13 protein-coding genes are annotated in these 15,495 nt (G+C 59.2%); 1 reads left to right on the top strand and 12 read right to left on the bottom strand.

All coding sequences use genetic code 11. The features are described 5' to 3' along the window. Positions 1-85 precede the first annotated feature (85 nt). The 10 genes from P792_RS33010 to iolC form a co-directional block, all read right to left on the bottom strand. Entirely contained in the window at positions 86-1,546 is a 1,461-nt protein-coding gene (locus P792_RS33010; RefSeq protein ID WP_023979626.1) for a catalase, read from the bottom strand. 312 nt (positions 1,547-1,858) lie between these two features. Beyond that, positions 1,859-2,689 (bottom strand): TIM barrel protein, encoded by an 831-nt coding sequence (locus tag P792_RS33005; RefSeq protein ID WP_023979625.1) that lies wholly within the window; start codon positions 2,687-2,689, stop codon positions 1,859-1,861. A gap of 25 nt (positions 2,690-2,714) precedes the next feature. Continuing rightward, positions 2,715-3,104: a tautomerase family protein gene (locus P792_RS33000; protein ID WP_023979624.1), complete on the bottom strand. Its 390-nt coding sequence runs from the start codon at positions 3,102-3,104 to the stop codon at positions 2,715-2,717. 184 nt (positions 3,105-3,288) lie between these two features. After that, a complete protein-coding gene (locus P792_RS32995) occupies positions 3,289-4,410 on the bottom strand; it encodes a Gfo/Idh/MocA family protein (RefSeq protein WP_023979623.1) in 1,122 nt (373 codons plus the stop codon). 15 nt (positions 4,411-4,425) lie between these two features. Further along, positions 4,426-5,892 (bottom strand): sugar porter family MFS transporter, encoded by a 1,467-nt coding sequence (locus P792_RS32990; protein ID WP_235075516.1) that lies wholly within the window; start codon positions 5,890-5,892, stop codon positions 4,426-4,428. A gap of 171 nt (positions 5,893-6,063) precedes the next feature. Beyond that, complete coding sequence (locus P792_RS32985) at positions 6,064-7,092, bottom strand: Gfo/Idh/MocA family protein (protein ID WP_023979621.1); 1,029 nt, start codon at positions 7,090-7,092, stop codon at positions 6,064-6,066. A 24-nt stretch (positions 7,093-7,116) separates the two neighbouring features. Further along, the gene (gene iolB, locus P792_RS32980; RefSeq protein ID WP_023979620.1) at positions 7,117-7,917 is read right to left on the bottom strand and encodes a 5-deoxy-glucuronate isomerase; all 801 of its coding nucleotides are present in this window, start codon (positions 7,915-7,917) and stop codon (positions 7,117-7,119) included. Next, positions 7,914-8,813 (bottom strand): myo-inosose-2 dehydratase, encoded by a 900-nt coding sequence (gene iolE / locus P792_RS32975; protein ID WP_023979619.1) that lies wholly within the window; start codon positions 8,811-8,813, stop codon positions 7,914-7,916. Before iolE ends, iolB begins: the two co-directional genes overlap by 4 nt. Before the next feature lie 37 nt (positions 8,814-8,850). Next, positions 8,851-10,707: a 3D-(3,5/4)-trihydroxycyclohexane-1,2-dione acylhydrolase (decyclizing) gene (gene iolD / locus P792_RS32970; protein ID WP_023979618.1), complete on the bottom strand. Its 1,857-nt coding sequence runs from the start codon at positions 10,705-10,707 to the stop codon at positions 8,851-8,853. 22 nt (positions 10,708-10,729) lie between these two features. Beyond that, positions 10,730-12,655 (bottom strand): 5-dehydro-2-deoxygluconokinase, encoded by a 1,926-nt coding sequence (gene iolC, locus P792_RS32965; RefSeq protein ID WP_023979617.1) that lies wholly within the window; start codon positions 12,653-12,655, stop codon positions 10,730-10,732. A gap of 213 nt (positions 12,656-12,868) precedes the next feature. On the opposite strand from iolC, the gene P792_RS0119860 reads away from it, so the two are divergent. Next, the gene (locus P792_RS0119860; protein WP_035440658.1) at positions 12,869-13,708 is read left to right on the top strand and encodes a MurR/RpiR family transcriptional regulator; all 840 of its coding nucleotides are present in this window, start codon (positions 12,869-12,871) and stop codon (positions 13,706-13,708) included. A gap of 46 nt (positions 13,709-13,754) precedes the next feature. Here the strand turns inward: P792_RS0119860 and P792_RS32960 are convergent, their stop codons facing one another. After that, positions 13,755-14,498, bottom strand: coding sequence for a glycosyltransferase family 25 protein (locus tag P792_RS32960; RefSeq protein WP_023979616.1), 744 nt, complete (start codon positions 14,496-14,498; stop codon positions 13,755-13,757). A 179-nt stretch (positions 14,499-14,677) separates the two neighbouring features. Then, on the bottom strand, positions 14,678-15,495 hold an 818-nt coding region (locus P792_RS32955; protein WP_031241389.1), incomplete at its 5' end, for an NAD(P)-dependent oxidoreductase.

Here is a 15,495-nt window from a genome sequence, read left to right as displayed (position 1 = left end):
TCCGGATGATGCAAATAAAAAAAGGGGCGCCTTACGGCACCCCTTTCCTGCGAGAATCCTGAGCTGGTGCGGTAGACGCGGCCTATCAGCCCTTCTGGGACAGGACAGCGTCCTTAATACGTTGTCCGATCTTCTCATCGACGTTGGACCAGTACTCGAACACACGCGACAGCACCGGCTCCTCGACGCCACCGGCAATATGACCAGCGGCATTCTGGACCAGACGCTCGCGAGCAGCGTCATCCATGACCTTGTTCACCAAAGCATTGGCCTGACCGAAATCATCGTCATCCGGGCGCAGCGTGTAGGCCGCACGTACGAACTCGCCATCCGCAGCCCAGACGGCATTTTCCGGGAAGCGCTCACCATTGGCCACCGGGCCACCCTTGGAGTTCGGCGCATAAACTGGATCGGACACGTTATGCGAACGCATCGTGCCGCCCTTGGAGTAGGAATGGACCGGACATTTCGGGGCGTTGACCGGGATCTGCTTGTAGTTCACGCCAAGGCGGGCACGATGGGCGTCAGCATAGGCGAAGGAACGCGCCAGAAGCATCTTGTCCGGTGAAAGACCCGTGCCAGGCACATAATTGTTCGGCTCGAAAGCGACCTGTTCGATCTGGGCAAAGAAATCTGTGGGATTACGGTCGAGCGTGAGCTTGCCCACCTCGATCAGCGGATACTCACCCTGAGGCCAGACCTTTGTCAGATCGAAGGGGTTGATATGATAGGTCTTGGCATCCTCATAGGGCATGATCTGCATCTTGAGCGTCCAGCTCGGGTTTTCACCGCGGTTGATCGCGTTGAACAGATCACGACGGTGATAATCCGCGTCGCTGCCTGCCAGCTTGTCGGCCTGATCCTGCGTCAGGCACTTGATGCCCTGGTCGGTCTTGAAGTGATACTTGACCCAGAAGCGCTCACCCGCCTCGTTGACCCACAGATAGGTATGGCTTGAGAAGCCATCCATGTGACGCCAGCTTGCAGGGATACCGCGGTCACCCATGAGCCACGTGACCTGATGCGCTGATTCCGGGCTCAGCGTCCAGAAATCCCACTGCATGTCATTATCACGCAGGCCGTTATCGGCGCGGCGCTTCTGCGAGTGAATGAAATGCTGGAACTTCATCGGATCGCGCACGAAAAACACAGGGGTGTTGTTCCCCACCATGTCGAAATTGCCTTCCTCGGTGTAGAATTTCACCGAGAAGCCACGCGGGTCACGCCACGTGTCGGGGCTACCAGACTCGCCAGCTACCGTGGAGAAACGCACCACGGTTTCGGTCTTCTGACCCTTTTGCAGGAATTTCGCCTTGGTATAGGCGCTGACATCATGCGTGACCTCGAAATGACCGAATGCACCGCCGCCCTTCGCATGGGGTTGGCGATCGGGAATCATCTCGCGATTGAAGGTCGCCATCTGCTCGATCAGATAATGATCATGCATCAGGATGGGGCCATCGGCCCCGACAGTCAGTGAATAATCGGTGCTGGCGACAGGCGCGCCAGAATCGGTGGTGGTGTTCTTCAGACGTTCATCAGACATCGGAGCTCTCCGGTGGTGGAATACGTGTGGCTATAAGCGCGTATCCGCTTGCTGGTTCCGAAGATCTCTTATCGAGAATATTTATGAAGAAAGCCCGTAGAACGGTTTCTGGATCACACCAACCATAAATGCGAATGACTATCATTTGGTCTGTATTGTTGTGCCAGCCTGCCATTCCTGCTGGTCATTCCTCAACGCTTCGAGGATTCGGCAGTTGCACCAGAAGACACACAGTACTTTCCGGTACGAGCTGACACGCTCGCAATGCTCTAAAGAAATAGGGACGAGCCTGACCAGACAGGACGCGGCCCTTTACAGCCCCACCTGAAAACTGGACGCGAAGCGTCGCAAGGCGCGCTCGCTATTGCCATCCTCAGCCCAGGATTCGAGCCCGATCACGCCCGTATAGTCCAGTCGCTTCAACGCACGAGCAATGGCCGGGTAGTTAATCTCGCCTGTCCCTGGCTCACAACGCCCGGGCACATCGGCCACCTGTATCTCCCCGATATAGGGAAGCGCCTGCTCGATCAGGGCGATCAGATTCCCCTCGCCAACCTGCGCATGGTACAGATCGAGCATCAGGCGCAAAAATGGTTGATCGACGCTTTGCACCAATGCCAGACACTCCTGCGCGCGGCCAAAGGGCACGCCGGGATGATCGACTGAGGCGTTGAGGTTCTCGAGCACGAACATCACGTCGTTTTTTGCCGCCAGTTCGGCAAGGCGCGCCAGCGTGTCACGCGCCTTCATCCACATGCTTCCATCAGCCCCGTTCGGACTGGGCCGCACAGGTAGCCCGCGGGAGTCGAGGCCAGTGCCATGCAGATTAAGCCGTGGTACCCCCAGCTCATGCGCAGCGCGGATTGACTGCGCCGCCGTGTGCAGCATTTCCCGTGCGCCACTTTCGTCAGCCAGCGTGCCGCGTATATAGCCGGTCATGGACGAGAATTTCGCCCCCGTAGCGGCGAGCCTCCTGAGATCGTGGCGCGTCCAGTCCCATATCTCGATCATGAATCCTTCACGCGCGATATGTCTGACACGCTCGATAAAGGGCAGATCGAGAAACTGCATTTCGGCGCAGACAGCCAGCGTGAAAGGCTGAGCGTCCGTCTGATCAGGCAAACCGGTCTCGGGGGGCATCATGGCTCTTCTCCCAGGAGGCGGATGCTCACAATTCTCCAGTCAGGAACTGGGCGCGACCATGGCCGAATGACCAATGGGCATCGTTGTTCTCGACCACCGAAACCATGACATCCGAAGGGGCCATACCACAGCTTGCCTGGAGTCTCTCAGTCAGACATTTATAGAACGCGGCATTTTTGGCATCACCTCTTGGCCTTGTGAACATTTGCAGTAGAAGAACCCTGTCTGTTCTTGGGATATCGAGACCGGTATCCTCAACAATCAGATGTGTTTTCTTGTGCTCCGAAACGATCTGATAGCGATCGCCACGTGGTACCTCGAACGTTTCGAGCATGGCCTCATGAGCCGCGTCGAGCATCGCCTTGATATCGTCGTCGCTTCGCCCTTCGACCACATGGAAATGAAGTAGCGGCATCGTTTTTTCCCGAATGGTGGATGCCGATACAATGCATGTCCGGCATCCTGATGATGTGTTGAAGCAGGGACGATGACAGGCGCACCGCCCCATCGCCCCTGCAGGGCGTCCATTGTTGTCCCCCGAGCAGCGTCCCTTAACGGCACCTTCGCGATACGCGCCAAGGATACAGTCTCAGGACGCGTCAGAGCGTGATCCAGTTCTTGTCCCTGTCGGACATCACCGCTGAATCGATGAGGCGCTGAACTTCCCAGGCTTCGCGGAAATCGGGGTTAGCCGGCCTGTTCTGATCGATGGCGCGGATGAACTCGGCCATCTCGATCGTCTTGAGATCGTTGAAGCCCAGATGATGCCCGCCCGCCACGCAGAACGCGCCATAGGGCGCATGCTGCGGTCCGGACTCGATCAACCTGAAGCCGTTGCTGCGCGGATCTTCACCAGCCTTGAAATACTGGAGTTCATTCATCCGCTCCTGATCGAAAGCCAGCGTGCCCTTGCTGCCGGAAACCTGAAACGCAAGCTGCATGTTGCGACCGGTCGCCAGCCAGTTGGCCTGTAATGTGCCAGAGCATCCCCGCTCGAACGAGACCAGCATACGCGCAATATCATCCACGCCCACCTGGCGGTGCTCATTGGCACCGGGGCTGACGGGACGGGTTCTGATGGGTGTGTCGAGCTTGGCAAAGACCGTACTCACCGGCCCCAGAAGATAACGGGCAATCGCGATGATATGGCTGCCCACATCAGCAATGGCCCCCTGCCCGCCTGCTGGATCGCAACGCCATGACCAGGGCGTGGCGGGGTCAGCCATGAAACCTTCAGCGTGGATCCCGTTGAAATCGGTAATCTCGCCCAGTTCGCCCGAGGCGATCATATCACGGGCATATTTCAGGAGAGGGTTCTTGATATAATTGAACCCGCTGGCGCTGCGCACGCCGGCCTTTTCTGCCGCCAGTGTCATTTCCAGAGCGTCGGCCGCGCTGATAGCCAGCGGCTTTTCGCAATGGACATGCTTGCCCGCGGCGATGGCGGCAAGAGCCATCTCCTTATGAAACAGCGTTGGCGTCGTGATCGAGATCACATCGATTTCGGGATCAGCCACCAGCGCCTGCCAGTCAGTCAGCGCCTTGGCAAAACCGAACTGGTTTTTGAACTGCTCGGCCCTGCTGCCATCGATATCAGCCACGGCGTGCAGAACCGGGCGCGAGATATCATCAAAAACATTGCCCGCAGCCTGATAGGCCAGAGCATGGGCCTTGCCCATGAAACCGGTGCCGATCAGGCCGACACGAATGGTCTTTCTCATCAGATTTCCCCTCGCTCAGACATGACGGGTGGAGTTGACCGCGACACTGGCCGCCGTGTTCGACTGGGCACGATGATTGATCATCGTATCCTCGATCTTCTCGAGGGAAACGCCCTTGGTCTCAGGCACGAATTTCATGACGAACCACAGGGCAAACAATCCAAGGATTGCGAAAAGCCACATGGAGAAGGCGCCATGAAAGTGCTCGGTCAGAAATTTGTTTTCGCTCAGCATCGGGAAAAACTGGCTGACTACGAAATTCATGCCCCATTGCGACGTGACGGCCAGGCTGATGCCGACCGCACGGAAACGGTTGGGGAAAATCTCTGAAATCAGGATCCAGCATACTGGGCCCCATGACAGACCGAACATCAGCATGAATACCAGCATCCCTGTCAGCGCCATAAGGCCGGTGGACTGGGTATAGAGCCCCCATGACACGACGAGCAGACCCAGCACCATACCGATCGAGCCCCAGAGCATCAGCGGCTTGCGACCCTGACGATCCACGATCCAGGCCCCGATGATGCAGCCGGCCAGTAGCGCAAAACCGATCCAGATCGTCTGGAACAGCGCGGCCTGAAGGCTTCCGCTGGTCGATTTCAGCACCATCGGGGCGTAATACATCATGACATTGATGCCGGTGACCTGCTGCAGCGCAGCAATGCTGGCCCCGACGAAAATGATCCAGCGTGCACGCGCATCACCCAGAACCTTCGTAAAGCCCAGGGACGATTGTGCGACGGCACCCAGAGACTGCTTGATTTCAGCATGAAGGTTGCGGGCGTGATGCTCATTCGAAATACGGGTGAGCGTTTTCAGCGCCTCGTCGTGACGGCCCTTGAGGACGTGCCAGCGTGGTGATTCCGGAATGAAGAAGATCGTCGCGCAGAACAGGATGCAGGGCACGATTTCAGAGCCGAACATCCAGCGCCAGCCCATATCCAGCAGCCATTCCGGCGTAGCGGAACGCGCGATCAGGTAATTGACGATAAACACAACCACCTGACCGAACACGATGGCGAACTGCTCCATGCTCAGGGCACGGCCACGCATATCCTTGGGCGAAACCTCAGACATGTACATAGGTGAGACAGCCGATGCGACACCCACAGCGATGCCACCGAGCATGCGATAGACCACGAACCAGGTGAAGTCCGTCGCAAGCGCTGTCCCGACCGATTGCAGGCTGAAAAGCAGGGCGCAGATGAACAGCGTCATGCGCCGCCCCAGCTTGTCGGCCATCGTGCCGGAAATCATGGCACCGACCATGCAGCCGATCACCACGTTGGATACGGCCCAGCCAGTCTGCGCAGGCGAGAGGTGGAAATATTCCTGCAAGGGCGAAATCGCCCCTGAAATGACCGATGTATCGTAGCCGAACAGAATTCCGCCCAGAGCGGCAATAGCGCAGATACGCAGGACATAGCCTACGTCATGTCGCTCGGACGCGACCATGACGACGTCTTTTACTCTTCTCATCGAAGATTCTCCTGTCCCGACGGTTTTTCCGCCGGGTGAGACAGTCAGAGACCGGGTTTCAGATGGCCATGGTGATCCTGAGCGCCCTGCGCTGCATCGCACCCCGTTGCGAGAACATGCGACAGACCCGTCCGGCCTCGTGAGATATCAGTTTTACAGATCGATCGGCTTTCAACCGCCATACAGGCCCGGCCTGGGTGACATGGTAATTGGCTCGATCCTACCGCTTTCCTGCGCCTTGACGCAGGCATCGGCGGCGACCGACGCGCAATATCCATCCCAGGACGTGGCACCATTGAGCTTGCCGGCTTTCACACCATTGATGAAATCCTGCACCTCGACATCATAGGCAGCGATAAAACGCTCCTTCCAGTCGGTCATGATTTCAGTGGAGAGCGAGGCCGCCTTGCGCAGTTCCACGGCTGGCGGTGCCGGCAGGCTGGCCTCGCCAAGTTCGCCGACGACGGCACATTTAATGTCATAGCCGTACTGGCAGTTCACAAATATTTCGACATCGATACGGATGCCTTTTTTCGTCTCCAGCAGGACGATCTGCGGATCGCGCATATGCTCCATGGCCTTTGACGTGCGGCGCGGGAAAATCACCTGCGCGCTCACATAGTCATCGCCGAGCATCCAGCGAAAGACATCAAGCTCATGCACGAGCGTATCGGTGATGCCCATATCGGTCTTGTAATTCGCACCAACACGCTGATTGCGATGGGCTGCGTGAATCATCAGCACTTCACCGATCTCGCCCTTGTCGATCAGAGCCTTGAGGGCGCGATACCCGGAATCGTAGGGGCGCATGAAGCCCACCTGCACGAGGCGTTTGCCATGCGCCGCCTCGGCTTCGACAATTTTGAGGCAATCTGCCGCCGTGGTCGCGAGTGGTTTTTCGCAAAACACGTATTTGCCGTGCCGGATGGCCTCGAGCACATATTGCGCGTGCGTCCCACCCCAGGAGGTCACGATCACGGCCTCGACTTCGGGCAGGGCAATGAGCGATTCACCATCCTCTGGCACCTTGGCCTGAGGGGCATATTTGTCAGCCACTTCACGGGCACGCACGAGGTTCACATCGGTAACGGCCACAATTTCCGCGCCCGAGAGTGACTGCATGCAGCGGCGGATATGGTCTTCACCAATCGCGCCTGTGCCGATAACGCCAATTTTGAGAGTCCCGGTTTTGTAAGACATGGGTCTGCGCTCCGGTATGTCGGATCAATAGGGAAGATGGGCTTGGTCGGGATCCATGGAGAATTTCCACACCCGCCGCGGGCCTGCCATGACGTTGAGATAATAGAGATCGAAACCATGAGGGGCGCCGACCGGATGGTACCCTTTGGGCACCAGGACAACGTCGCGGTCAGCAATTGCCATCGCCTCGTCCAGCGAACCATCCTTGGTATAGACACGCTGGAGGGCGAAACCGCTGCCGCGCTTCAGGCGGTGATAATAGGTCTCTTCCAGATAGGTCTCGTTCGGGAAGTCATCCGTGTCATGCTTGTGCGGTGGATAGCTGGACCAGTGACCGCCCGGTGTGATGACCTCAACCACCAGCAGCGTTTCAGCCGGGGCCGTATCGGGCAGGATATTGCGCACAAAACGCTGATTGGTGCCTGTGCCGCGTGTCAGTTCACCCACCTCATCGGGCGGGATCAGCCTTGCCGGATATTTTCCCTTGGCGGGCGACGCGCAAACGGCCAGCTCAACAGGGGTCTCGGCCTCAACGCGCCAGTCTGCCCCGGAGGGCAGATAGACCGACCAGGGTGCCCCGCTGAACGGATCCATACGCTCGCCGATCACACCGAAATCCTGACCCGCGCCGATGATGCGGGCCTTCCCGCTGATCAGGACAAGACAGGTTTCGTTCGGGCCGGTACGGTCCGCCACCTGTTCACCCGCCTCAAGCACGCGCACATTGAAGCTGATATAGCCCCAGCCCGCCGATTGCGGTGTGACCGAAACCGTGCATTTCGAGTCATCGCGCTTGTGGGAATGGACCAGAAGCTTCGAACTCATGATGCCGCTCCTGTCATATGGCCTGTCGCGATCAGCGTATCGACCAGATAATTGCGGCCCATGCGGGCATAGACGAGCGGATTGGCAATCTCGGGGTCCTGCTCGGCTTCCAGCACGATCCAGCCGGAATAGTCGGGCAGTTCGCGCATGACGCGGGCATAATCGATGCAGCCATCACCCGGCACCGTAAAGACGCCTGAGAGGACGGAGCGCAGGAAGCTCCAGTCATACACATCGGCCTGGGCCCGCTTGAACGGTCGTATGTCCTTGCCATGCACATGGCGGATACGATCACGATAGGATCGTGCCAGTTCAGCCGGATCAGACCCGCCCCATAGCGCATGGCCGGTATCGAGCAGCAGCTTCACCGAGGGGGCCGTCAAATCCATGAAGCGTGCGATATCCTCGCGCGACTGCACCACGGTGCCCATATGATGGTGATAGACAAGGTCGATGCCATGATCGGCAAGGAAGTCGGCCACCACGGTCATGCGGCGTGCAAATTCGGTCCATTCGCCGCCCTTCAGATAAGGGCGTGCCGAGAGTGGTGTGTCGATCTGGCCATGAATGGCATTCGAGGTTTCGGCCGCAATACAAACCTTGCAACCCATACCCTTGAGCAGTTCCAGACGGGGCTTAAGCGCGGCAATTTCCTCATCCGCGCTACGGGTCAACAGCTCGGTGGACCACCATCCCGAGATAAACTCGAGACCGAACGGGTCGAGCGCGGCCTTCATGCCTGAAACGGTCTGGGGAAATTTATGCCCCAGTTCCATACCCTGTATGCCCGCCTTGCGAGCCTGGGTCAGGCACATCTCCAGCGTGGTGGTTGCCCCCACCGATTGCATGTCATCGTTGGACCAGATGATAGGATTTGCGCCGATCTTGATGGTCATGTCTGCCTCCAGAATGAGGATTGATGCGTCGAAGGGATCAGTTGCCGATACGCTGGGTGCCACGCTGGCGCTCATAGCTCTCGCGGGCCTTGCCGACCTGGCTCCGTGTCGAGACCTCTGGCACGGCCACATCCCACCAGGCGCCGCCATCGGTGGTCGTGGATGCGGGATCGGTATCGATCACGATCACCGTGGTGCGGTCGGCAGCGCGGGCACGCTCGACAGCGGCTGTCAGGGACGGCAGATCGGGCACTTTCTCGGCATGGGCACCGAGCCCGTGGGCAAGTTGCACAAAGTCGATCTTGAACGGCTGAACCTGCCTGCAATCTTCCCAGAGATTATTGAAAGGCGCCCCGCCGCATTCCTGCTGAAGGCGGTTGATACAGCCATAACCGTGATTATCGAGCAGCACGATGATCAGCTTCTGGTCGAGCACCACCGAGGTCGCGATCTCGGCATTGAGCATCAGCCAGGATCCGTCTCCCAGCATCACGATCACCTCGCGCTCCGGGCAGGCCATCTTGACGCCCAATGCCCCGGCAAGCTCGTACCCCATGCAGGAAAAACCATATTCCATATGGTATCCGCCAGGTTGTTCAGCCCGCCAGTGCTTCTGCAGCTCGGCTGGCAGCCCTCCGGCGGCGCAAACCACCGTATCGGTGGGTCGCCCTGCCCGCTGCACGGCGCCAATCACCTGCGCATCGGTTGGAAGGGAGGTCTGGCTTGCATCGGGCAGGGCCTGATAACGCGCCGAGATGTCCATCCAGTTCCGATAGGCACGCTCAGCTTTGCCGGTCCATTCCGGTATGGCTTTCCAGTCTTTCAGCCCTGCTTCGAGGGCAGAGAGCGACTTGCCGGCATCGCCCACCACGGCCAGTGCCTGATGCTTGGTCGCATCGAAAGGCTGGATATTGAGCGAGACGATCCGCATATCCGGGTTGGCGAACAACCCCCAGGAACCCGTCGTGAAATCGGCGAGACGCGTTCCGACGGCAATGACGAGATCGGCCTCGACGGCCATTTCATTGGCGGCTGAACTGCCGCTCACCCCGATACCCCCCATGTTGAGGGTGTTCGACGTGGGCAGAGAGGACCGACCGGCCTGTGTCTCTCCAACCGGGATACCCTTAGCCGCGCAGAAAGCCGCAAGCTGCTTTTCGATCCCGGCATAAAGGACGCCGCCCCCTGCAATCACCAGCGGCTTGCGCGACTGGCTGATCAGGGCAATGGCCTCTTCCAGTTCGACTTCGTCGGCAACCGGGCGACGTATGCGATGGATACGCTCTGCAAAGAAGCTTTCGGGATACTCGAAGGCTTCTGCCTGCACGTCCTGACAGAGCGAGAGCGTCACCGGGCCACATTCGGCCGGATCGGTCAGCACGGTCATGGCGCGGTTGAAGGCCGGAATGATCTGCTCGGGACGCGTAATACGGTCGAAATAGCGCGAGACAGCCCTGAAGCAGTCGCTGGCACTGAGCGTGCCATCGCCAAAATCCTCAACCTGCTGCAACACAGGATCCGGAATACGATTGGCAAAAACATCGCCCGGCAACAGCAGGACAGGCAAACGGTTCACATGGGCAACGGCAGCGCCAGTAACCATGTTGAGCGCACCCGGCCCGATCGAACTCGTACAGGCCATGACCTGACGGCGACGGGCGGCCTTGGCAAAGGCCGTGGCCGCATGGACCATGCCCTGCTCGTTATGACCACGCAATGTCGGCAGGATGTCACGCTGCGCATGAAGCGCCTCGCCCAGACCGGCGACATTGCCATGACCGAAAATGGCCCAGACACCGGCAAAAAAGGGCTCGATGCGCCCGTCGATCTCGGTTTTCTGCGCCATCATGGCCCGAACAAGGGCCTGGCTCATGGTCAGACGGATAGTTTTCATAGGCGTATACTCTTCCCTGACGTCACGCACTGGCCCCGGAGAGCACCGCCTGATCGCGGGACTCCCAGGCGGTCACGAAGGCCTGAAACCGGCGCGCCATTTCGGTCACGGCCTGGTCGTCGGTTGTCTTGCCGGCAAGCCAGTCGCGGGCAGGCTGGGCGAAAATGGTGCGACCGATTGCAAAGCCCTTGACCCAAGGCGTCGCGGCAGAAGCCTCGAAGGCTTCCATCAACTCCTCGGCTGGCGCATCGAGGCCAAGAATGACCACGCCTCGGCAATGCGGATCGCGCGCCTCGATCACAGCGCCGATTTTCTCCCACGCCTTCCTGTCGCGCTGACCCTCAAGCTTCCACCAGTCGGGGCGCAGCCCGATATCGTAAAGACGCGAGAGGATGGACGAAACGGTATCGGGATTGAGGGTGCCGTTCTTGCCCGCAATGATCTCGATCAGGATTTCTTTGCCCAGCTTGCGGCAGGCATCCTGGGCCCGGATCAATTCGCGCTCCTGACGCTGCTTCAGTTCCTCAGGATCATCGGGGTGGTAGAAACACAGGCACTTGATCACCTGCTCACTCGGCCACTCCACCAGATGCGCCCCAAGCGACCCGCCGCACTCGAAATCGAGCGGACGCGAGCCGGTTTTCTCGATGGGACGTGCAGTCCATAGCCCGGCATGAGAGGCCTCGAACAGCGCATCCTGCCCGTAGCGACCATCCATGAACACACCAAAACCGGCACGCCCCTGAGCGACAGATTTTGCGGCCTCGACAGCGAGTTTCTTGAATTTGGGAATACGATCGAACGAGGCTCCCACCGCCGTGGCAATTTCCTCAAGCTGCAACCGGTGGTCGCACGCAAGCGCCATGATGGGCGTTGTCTGCTGACGGCGCGTCGTGACCCAGTGCAGGTGATTGATGGCAGCGTCGCGACGCAGGGCGCGCTCATTGCTGCCCTTCTCAAGGAAGTAGCTCAGTTCCTCCCAAGTCGGAATTTCCGACGAGCACAGAAGGCGCGAGACAGCAAAGGCCCCGCAGGCATTGGCGAAGCGACAGCACTCGGCAATCTTCTCGCCCCTGACCCAGCCGCGCAGGAAGCCCGACATGAAGGCATCGCCCGCCCCGAGTGTATTATAGACCTCAACCGGAAAGCCGGGGCCCGAAATACCGTCTTCGAGCGTATCGGGAATGGCACCATCGAACACGACACATCCCATCGGGCCACGCTTGCAGACGATCGTGGCACTGGAAACAGCCCGGATAGCCCGAATGGCCTCAAGCGTATCCTCGCTGCCCCCTGCAATATGCAGTTCTTCCTCGGTGCCGACGATCAGGTCGCATTCCGGCAGGATTTCCATGAGATGCCGCGTGACATTCTCGGATTTCACATAGCGCGACTCACCATCGCCAATGCCGGCCAGACCCCACAGATTGGGGCGGTAATCCACATCGAATACCACCTTGCCGCCATGCGCATGCACAAGATCCATCGCCTTGCGCTGCGCTCTGGCCGAAGCCGGACGCGAGAAATGCGTGCCAGTCACGACAACTGCCCTGGTGCGGGCGATCAGTGCGGGATCGATATCGTTTTCGTCCAGCGCTGCATCGGCACAATCGGTGCGATAAAACAGAAGCGGGAAGTTTTCACGATCACGCACCCCCAGAATGGCGAGCGCCGTAAACCGATCGGGATCGACGCGCACGCCATCGGTGCACACACCCTCACGCTGCAATTGCTCGGTGATGAAACGCCCGAAATGCTCATGACCCACGCGGGTGATGATGGCCGATTTCAGGCCGAGCCGCGACGTGCCGATGGCGATATTGGCCGGGCAACCACCGACGGCCTTGCTGAAACTGGCCATATCTTCCAGCCGGCCACCAATCTGCTGCCCGTATAGATCGACTGAGGAACGTCCTATGGCGATGATATCGAGATCCTGTCCGCGCATCCCCGACTCCTACAAGCATGTTACGTTGCGCATGATAAGAACATACATTCTGTTCTTGGTCACGCAATAGAACGTACATTCCCTAATTTTCTTTAACTTCGCACGCTGATGTGATTAACTGCATGGCAAGGGCGTCATGAGCGACCGGGACACTTCGCCCGGATGCCCGGTTTTGCTATGGAATATCCATTCCCTTTTGCGGATCACCTTGCCTTGACCGATATTGCTGAAGACGCCGTGCCGACCCAGTCCGATTTTGACGCGTTCCACCATCGCTTGCGCCAATGCTATGCGCAGCTTCCCAAGAGGCTGGTCCAGCTTGCTGATTTCGTGACCGAGGATCCCGATGAAGTGGCGCTCGGAACGGTCAGCTCCCTGGCAAGACAGGCTTGCGTGCAGCCCTCGACCGTCGTGCGTTTTGCCCGCACGCTGGGTTTTGGCGGCTTTTCGGAAATGCAGGCGGTTTTTCGTGACCGTTTGCGCGTGCGCAACGTGACCTATCGCGAGCGCGTCAATGCGCTGCGTCGCGTCGATGGCGAACCGCTTGAAGCCTCAGTTATTTTCAACGGATTTTACGAGGCGGCGCATGACTCCCTGCGTGCCTTGCAGGCCCATTTGCTGCCTGAACGGCTGGAGGCTGCTGTCACCACCATGGCGCAGGCCAACTGCCTCTATCTTCTGGGGCTGCGCCGTTCCATGCCGGTCATACGCTATCTGTCCTATCTTCTGGCAAAGCTCGATATTCGCCATCAGATCATCGGGCTCGAAACCGGTATGGAAGAAGAAAGCTTTGCCCATGCCGGTCCAGAGGATGCAGCTCTGGTGCTGAGCTATACGGATTACGCACCCCGTACGATCGAGCTGTTTCAGGCACTCGAGGCGCGTCATGTGCCGGTTATCGCCATGACGGACAGCGCAGCCAGCCCGGTCATCCCGCAGTCAGGCCTGTGGCTGGAAGTGCATGAAGCCGATTTTCAGGGATTTCGCTCCAACGCGGCGTCGCTGGTGCTCGTTTCAACCCTTGCTGCCGCCATTGCCGAACGCCGGGGCTAGGCGATCAGCAAAGCGCGCCGGCGTACTGGGAATCCCGCATCCGGCTTCAGACCAGGCGGCCCGTCACGCGTGGGCTGATAGTGGAGATCGTCTTGTCATTGGGCGAGAGGGCAAGCGGCGGAAAAGCGCCATAAGCCTCAAGCTGGGAAAAATAATAGGACGTCACGACATCGATACCGACATTACGCACCATCCGATCCAGGCCGAGTTGCTGATATTCCTGCGCCCGCAGCGGCAGACAACATTCGAGCAGCCGACGCGCGCCCTTGGGCGACACCACATAGGCGCATAGACCAAACGCCTGAAGCAGACGATAGGCGACGCTCTGACGATCCTGCGCCCCAAACGATGCAGCGTTTTTCTGCATGCGCCGCTCATCAAACGTGATCACGCTGCGTGTCACGCCTGGCAAGGCGTCGATCGTGATCGGTGCATTGAAATTATAACCCAGCAGGACAACGTCCCACTCGGGCGGGAGGGTTGCGATCAACCGCGCAGATTCCGCCTCGAAATTTCGGCACAACAGGGCGTCATCCTCGAAAATCATCAGCGCTTCGTTCTGATGCGCTGCAAGGCTCCACAATCCCAGATGGGACAGGGCCGCCCCTATGGCGCCAGGCTTGTAAACCAGCCCCGCATCGGCCATGCCACGCTCGACCAGTGAAGCGAGCGGGATATCGCGCCCCTCTGTTCCCTCAACGCGTTCAATATCGGGCATATGGGCATTGGCAAGCCGAAATGCCTGTAGCCTCTCTGTATCACATGCCCTGTTGATGACGACCCTGCGCATAATACTCCCCTGCCATACCTGCCACCATTGCAGGAAAGCTATTCTAGCATAGTGCCGGGCGACGGGAAAAACGCAGGGGTAAAATCATGCCGGGACACTGACAGACAGTTGCCCCATGGGGCGAGCCACATACCCGTCAGGGCTTGCGCAGATCACCCAGCCGCGCATGAGCGAAGCAGTCAGTACCCGCGCTGGTGGTCATAGAGAAGCGACGGATTTCCCCCGCGTTCCATCTCACGAATAACCTCCGCCACATAACGGACCTGTTCCTCCCGTGAGGCTTCGGAGGCCACGTGGGGGGTCAGCGTGATGGCCGGATGATCCCATAGCGGCGAATGCGGAGACAGGGGCTCTTCGGCCACCACGTCCAGCACGGCACCGCAGAGATGCCCCGCATCCAGCAGGGCCAGCAGATCAACCTCTACCAGATGATCGCCACGACCGACATTGATAAGCCCTGCACCGCGCGGCAATTGCGTGAGGGTTGCCTCGTTCAGGAGGTGTCGTGTCTGGGGGGTGCTGGGCAGGAGATTGACCAGCAGATCGGCCTGGCCGAGAACGTGCTCAAGCCCTTGCGACCCGCTGAAAAGACTGACAGGCCCGTCTGCGCTTTCCCCTTGCGAGCGACGCCAGGCGCAGACTTCAAATCCGGCACGCGCTAGGCTTTGCGCCACCACCGCCCCGATCTGCCCATAACCGAGCACAGCGACGCGGGTACCGGCGCTGGTGCGAGAGACCAGATTGCGCACCCATTCATGCCGGGCCTGTTGCACGGCCCATGTCCGGGCGTCGCGCAAGAGGGTCATGCACGCCCATAAAACATAATCGGCCATCAGCCGCGCCGTATCGCCACCCCCCATGCGCACGAGCGGCACATGACGGGGAAAGGCTGGACTCCTGACCAGGTGATTGACGCCTGCGCCCGTGCACAGGATACCGCGCAGATGCCCCATGGCGCGCAGATCATCGTCATCGGCCTCCCAGACCAGCGCATACT

Source organism: Asaia sp. SF2.1, assembly GCF_000505765.1.
Classification (GTDB): Bacteria; Pseudomonadota; Alphaproteobacteria; order Acetobacterales; family Acetobacteraceae; genus Asaia; species Asaia bogorensis.
The sequence above is the reverse complement of the archived record's forward strand: the minus strand, read 5'-3'. Positions and strand labels throughout refer to the sequence as shown.

Excerpts from the sequence above, each read along its gene's own strand:
- P792_RS33010 (WP_023979626.1), bottom strand. The coding sequence starts at position 1,546 with ATGTCTGATGAACGTCTGAAGAACACCACCACCGATTCTGGCGCGCCT.
- P792_RS33005 (WP_023979625.1), bottom strand. The coding sequence starts at position 2,689 with ATGATGCCCCCCGAGACCGGTTTGCCTGATCAGACGGACGCTCAGCCT.
- P792_RS33000 (WP_023979624.1), bottom strand. The coding sequence starts at position 3,104 with ATGCCGCTACTTCATTTCCATGTGGTCGAAGGGCGAAGCGACGACGAT.
- P792_RS32995 (WP_023979623.1), bottom strand. The coding sequence starts at position 4,410 with ATGAGAAAGACCATTCGTGTCGGCCTGATCGGCACCGGTTTCATGGGC.
- P792_RS32990 (WP_235075516.1), bottom strand. The coding sequence starts at position 5,892 with ATGAGAAGAGTAAAAGACGTCGTCATGGTCGCGTCCGAGCGACATGAC.
- P792_RS32985 (WP_023979621.1), bottom strand. The coding sequence starts at position 7,092 with ATGTCTTACAAAACCGGGACTCTCAAAATTGGCGTTATCGGCACAGGC.
- iolB (WP_023979620.1), bottom strand. The coding sequence starts at position 7,917 with ATGAGTTCGAAGCTTCTGGTCCATTCCCACAAGCGCGATGACTCGAAA.
- iolE (WP_023979619.1), bottom strand. The coding sequence starts at position 8,813 with ATGACCATCAAGATCGGCGCAAATCCTATCATCTGGTCCAACGATGAC.
- iolD (WP_023979618.1), bottom strand. The coding sequence starts at position 10,707 with ATGAAAACTATCCGTCTGACCATGAGCCAGGCCCTTGTTCGGGCCATG.
- iolC (WP_023979617.1), bottom strand. The coding sequence starts at position 12,655 with ATGCGCGGACAGGATCTCGATATCATCGCCATAGGACGTTCCTCAGTC.
- P792_RS32960 (WP_023979616.1), bottom strand. The coding sequence starts at position 14,498 with ATGCGCAGGGTCGTCATCAACAGGGCATGTGATACAGAGAGGCTACAG.